The sequence below is a fragment of the Terrisporobacter muris genome (assembly GCF_024621905.1).
Taxonomy (GTDB): Bacteria; Bacillota; Clostridia; order Peptostreptococcales; family Peptostreptococcaceae; genus Terrisporobacter; species Terrisporobacter muris.
The window spans coordinates 1-5,049 of record NZ_JANKBY010000280.1 but is presented as its reverse complement, the minus strand read 5'-3'; the positions used below and the strand labels follow the sequence as shown (position 1 = coordinate 5,049).

General features: G+C 27.0%; 4 protein-coding genes and 1 tRNA gene. 4 read left to right on the top strand and 1 reads right to left on the bottom strand.

Features of this window, described 5'->3' with window-relative positions:
• Window positions 1-140: 140 nt before the first annotated feature.
• From gap to NSA58_RS16000, 3 genes are all read left to right on the top strand, one after another.
• Window positions 141-1,175 (top strand): type I glyceraldehyde-3-phosphate dehydrogenase, encoded by a 1,035-nt coding sequence (gene gap / locus NSA58_RS16010; RefSeq protein WP_039677980.1) that lies wholly within the window; start codon window positions 141-143, stop codon window positions 1,173-1,175.
• Window positions 1,176-1,578: 403 nt separating this feature from the next.
• Window positions 1,579-1,654: transfer RNA gene (locus NSA58_RS16005), tRNA-Met, on the top strand.
• Window positions 1,655-1,779: 125 nt separating this feature from the next.
• Window positions 1,780-2,436: a pentapeptide repeat-containing protein gene (locus NSA58_RS16000; protein ID WP_039681450.1), complete on the top strand. Its 657-nt coding sequence runs from the start codon at window positions 1,780-1,782 to the stop codon at window positions 2,434-2,436.
• A gap of 256 nt (window positions 2,437-2,692) precedes the next feature.
• Here NSA58_RS16000 and NSA58_RS15995 read toward each other — a convergent pair whose 3' ends face one another.
• Window positions 2,693-3,514, bottom strand: a complete 822-nt coding sequence (locus tag NSA58_RS15995) for a MerR family transcriptional regulator (protein WP_257560673.1) — start codon at window positions 3,512-3,514, stop codon at window positions 2,693-2,695.
• A 90-nt stretch (window positions 3,515-3,604) separates the two neighbouring features.
• On the opposite strand from NSA58_RS15995, the gene NSA58_RS15990 reads away from it, so the two are divergent.
• A complete protein-coding gene (locus NSA58_RS15990; protein WP_039681452.1) occupies window positions 3,605-4,993 on the top strand; it encodes an MATE family efflux transporter in 1,389 nt (462 codons plus the stop codon).
• The last annotated feature ends 56 nt before the right edge of the window (window positions 4,994-5,049 follow it).

Sequence of the window (5,049 nt, the reverse complement as noted above, 5' to 3'; positions counted from 1 at the left end):
TTATCTCGAAATAAGACATTTAATATACATTATATTATTGCTGATTTTAAATTTACTTTAGCAATATAAAGGGAAAAGAGAGAAAGATAAATATATAGTATACTCTAAATAATTATAAATGATATGTGGGAGGAATAAACTTGAAAATAAAAGTAGGAATTAACGGTTTTGGAAGAATAGGAAGAAATGTGCTTAGAATAGTAGAGGAAATGCCAAGAGATAGCTTTGAGATAGTAGCTATAAATGCTAGGGCAGAGGCAGACACATTAGCACATTTATTTAAATATGATTCTTGCTATGGTATATTTAAAGGTGATGTAAAGGTCAAAGATGAAGAAACAATAGTTATAAATGACAATGATATAAAAATACTTAGATATGGTGATCCAGGTCAAATTCCATGGAATGAATTAGGAGTGGAGTTAGTAATAGAATCTACTGGTAAGTTTGTAAAAAAAGAAGATTGTATGAAGCATATTAAAAATGGAGCAAAAAAAGTTATAATAACTGCTCCTGGTAAAGATGAAGACAAAACTATTGTTATGGGTGTTAATGAAAATGAATATGATGAAGATATTCACAACATAATATCAAATGCATCTTGTACAACTAACTGCTTAGCACCTTTTGCAAAAGTATTAGAGAATGAATTTGGAATAGAAGAAGGGCTAATGACTACTATACATGCTTACACAAATGACCAAAGAATATTAGACAAAACACATAAGGATTTAAGAAGAGCAAGAGCTGCTGGAGAATCAATGATACCTACTACAACTGGGGCTGCAAAAGCAGTTGCTAAAGTTTTACCACAATTAAAAGGAAAATTAAATGGATTTGCTGTAAGGGTTCCAACGCCAACTGTATCACTTGTAGATTTAGTTTGTGTATTAAAGAAAGATGCTACTATACAAGAGGTAAATGCAGCATTTAAAAAAGCATCAGAAAATGAAATGAAAGGGATTTTAGGATATAGCGAAGAACCATTAGTATCAATAGATTATAGGGGAGATAGCCGTTCATCAATAGTAGATGGATTATCAACAATGGCAATGGGAAGTAGAATGTTTAAAATTGTTTCATGGTATGATAATGAATGGGGTTATTCTTCAAGAACAGTAGACTTAGTTGATTTTGTTTCTAATAAAATGAAAGTTTTAGAAGATATTATTTAGAAAATGAATATATTATAAAAAGACATCTATTATAGATGTCTTTTTATAATATAAAATCTTGAAAATAAAAAAATCCTTACTTTAACCGATCAAGTAAGGATTCTAAAATATATTATAAAAAGGGGTTTTTAGGGAATATATTTTATTTGGGGAGTAATCAGTTATTGGGGAAATAACTGTATATTTATAATAACAAAATTCGACAAAATATGCAAGGATTTTTTGAAAAAAATTAATTTTAAGATATCTATTTTATTTTTGCTATTACAAATTAAAAAATAGTTATAAAATACGTATTATATGATAGGTGCTTATTTTAATAAATAAAAAGCTATTAAAAATAAATAGGGTTGTTATATTGTATCTATTATGCTATCCTTAATATTAGAGAAGGTAATAACGACGCGGAGTGGAGCAGTTGGCAGCTCGTTGGGCTCATAACCCAAAGGTCATAGGTTCAAGTCCTATCTCCGCAACCAATATATAAATATAAAGCTCTTATATCTTTTGGTATAAGAGCTTTTTTATTAGTAAGGATTTATCCTAAATAATAATGAGGATAAATTGTTGATTACATGAATTAAGTGAATTTTATGGAGGTATTATGAATAATAATAAAAAGATAGATACTGCACTTAAGTATAACAAGACATCTAAAATGAATAAGAATTTTATGTATCAAGATTTAAAAAGAAGTAATTGCTATAATTGCGATTTTTCAAAATCAAACTTCAACTTTACAAGTTTGAGAGGAGCTCATTTTAAATCTTGCAACTTTTACGGATGTACTTTTAAATATGCTGAGTTTGTAGGAAGTAATTTAAAAGGAAGTAGATTTGCAAAAGCTAAGTTTGAAGATACTATATTTGAAGGTGCAAAGTTGGAAAGTGTAGATTTTACTGGTGCAACTTTTAAAAATGTTATATTTGTAAATTGTGATTTAAGTAAAGCAATAAATCTTAATTATAAAGAAGATGAAGCAAGAATATACAATGAAATGCCAGGATTAGAAATAAGTGATGATTTAAAAAATGCCATAGAAAAAGCTATGGAAAATAATTGTGTGAAAAAATCAAGAACTCTTGATACAAAAGATGGAGGTATCAATACAATAAGTATAATGATACTTTTAGAAAAATTCAGAGAAAAAAGACTTATAGAAGGTTTAGGAATTTTAAGTGAAAAAGTTGATAGAGATTTCTGTACTTTAAGTTATATAATAAAAAGTTTACAAAGTTATAAAGATCAAGGGATTTTATAAGCTTATGTAAAAAGCCTTAGATTGTGAAAAATCTAAGGCTTTTTACATTTATAATAATTTTTTCACATAAGAATAATTCTCTGATTTATTATTTTTCAAGGTGGATGGTTTCATTGCTAATAGTAACACTTTCTATTTCATTTAAATCTAGCATTTTATTGAAATTACCATAAGTATGATATTTTAGCAAGGAAGAAGCACCACCTGATGTGAAAATATATTACTACTTTAATTTTTTATTAATAAATAGAAAATATTAATTAGACAACTCTATGGATATCTTTAATAAGTGCATATCTTCACTAGGAGTGGTTAATGCATCCAATAAGTTTTTCACATAAGAATAATTTCCAATTTTTAGATCATTATTATTTATATATGAAATCATTTTATTGTGAGTTAATTCTATATTGTTATACGATCCTTTATGGTATCCAATTAGATACTTACCAGCTTTTTTAATAAATAATTTGGAAGAAGGTATTTCTGTTTCACAATTAAATAAAAAATTCTCTGGTATAAAATTATAATTGTTATCTGTTTTTTCGATGCTTATTAAAGTAGATAGACGATCGTCTAAGCTATAATTATTAATAAATTGATTAAAGTTTTTTCTAACCATAAAAAATAAGTTCTCATTAGCATCATTTTTTAAAGATTTACTCAGAAAGAGCTTTTCTTCTTTTTCATATTCAATTTTTATTTCCTCACTATTTATGGAAGTTGCATAATTAATTTTTTCTATTCTTGATTTAAGCATATTTTGTAATTCTTTAATCCTCTTTATTTCTTCATCTAGTTCATCAATTCTATTTTCAAATAAATTTTTAACTTTTTTAGGGGTTCTATTATTTAAAAATAAACTGATATCATTTAAAGACATATTCATATCTTTCATTACAGAGATAAAGTAAAACAAACTTAATTGATCATAAGTATACATTCTATATCCGTTTTCATCACAAGAATCAGGTTTTAATATTCCAATATCGTTGTAATGATACAATGTATGTTTTGTGACATTACAGAGTTTAGCAAACTCTCCTGTAGTAAGTTTTTTTAAATTCATTTTCATCATTTTTAAATCTCCTATTGACTGTTGGGTTACCCTATACTATATTATACCAATATAATAAAGAATATATATAAATTTATAAGGAGTAATATTATGAGTAATAAAAGTATTGATTTAGGAAAAGGAAACATTGGCAAATTACTTTTTACATTGGCTATTCCTACTATAATAGGTCAATTAGTAAATCTATTGTATAATATTATCGATAGAATATTTATAGGTAAGATGGATAGTGGAGATTTAGCTATGGCAGGAGTTGGAGTTGCCATGCCAATAATACTATTAGTATCAGCTTTTGCAATGCTATTTGCAGCAGGAGGTGCACCATTAACTGCCATAGAAATGGGTAAACAAGATAATGAAAAAGCAGAAGAAATAATGAGCAACTGTTTTTCTATGCTTATATGTGGAGGTATTGTTTTAACAATAGTATTTCTTTTATTCAAAGAACCTATACTTTGGGCATTTGGAGCTAGTAATGCTACTATAGGATACGGTTTAGATTACTTATCTATATATCTAGTAGGTACAATATTTGTACAGATATCCTTGGGAATGAATTTATTTATAAATACTCAAGGATTTACTAAAATAGGTATGTTTACAGTTATCATAGGAGCTGCTATAAATATGGTGCTGGATCCAATATTAATATTTGGATTTAATATGGGGGTTAAAGGAGCAGCTTTAGCTACAATAATAGCACAAGGAGTATCTGCTATTTTTGTATTAAAATTCTTATTTGGTAAAAAAAGTATTCTTAAAATTAGAAAGAGATATCTGAAGATTAATAAAAAATTAGCGCTTTCCATAGTTGCTTTAGGAGTAGCACCGTTTATAATGCAAGCTACAGAATCTTTAGTACTAGTAAGTTTAAATAATCAATTATTAAAATACGGAGGAGATTTAGCAGTAGGGGCTATGACAATAATGAGTAGTGTTATGCAAGTTATAATGATGCCTCTAATGGGTCTTACTCAAGGGGCACAACCTATAATGAGTTATAACTTTGGAGCAAGAGAAATGACTAGGGTTAAAAAGACTTTTAAATTGTTATTTGTAATATGTTTATCATATTCTGCTTTAATGGTATTATCAATAATGATTTTCCCAGAAGTTTTTGTAAGCATATTTAATAATAAGCCAGAACTTGTTGAAATAACTTCATGGGCTATGAGAATTTATTTTGGAGGAATGTGCTTATTTGGAGCTCAAATAGCTTGTCAGCAAACTTTTTTAGCTTTAGGGCAAGCAAAGACATCGTTGATTATTGCCATGCTTAGAAAAATAGTACTATTAGTTCCATTAATATTCATTTTACCAATGTTTATTGAAGATGGGCTAACAGCTGTCTTATTAGCAGAACCAATTGCAGATATTATATCTATAATAATTACAGTAATCATATTTACAGTATTTTATAAGAAAACTTTTAATAATAACAAAGAAGAAAATCGCAATGAAGTTATAAATAATATATAAGTAGTAAAAAAGAACAAAGATAAAATAAATTATCTTTGTTCTTTTTTATTATATTG

What these genes read in the sequence shown, in the direction of transcription:
- NSA58_RS16000 (WP_039681450.1), top strand. Translation starts at nt 1,780, where the DNA reads ATGAATAATAATAAAAAGATAGATACTGCACTTAAGTATAACAAGACA.
- NSA58_RS15990 (WP_039681452.1), top strand. Translation starts at nt 3,605, where the DNA reads ATGAGTAATAAAAGTATTGATTTAGGAAAAGGAAACATTGGCAAATTA.
- NSA58_RS15995 (WP_257560673.1), bottom strand. Translation starts at nt 3,514, where the DNA reads ATGATGAAAATGAATTTAAAAAAACTTACTACAGGAGAGTTTGCTAAA.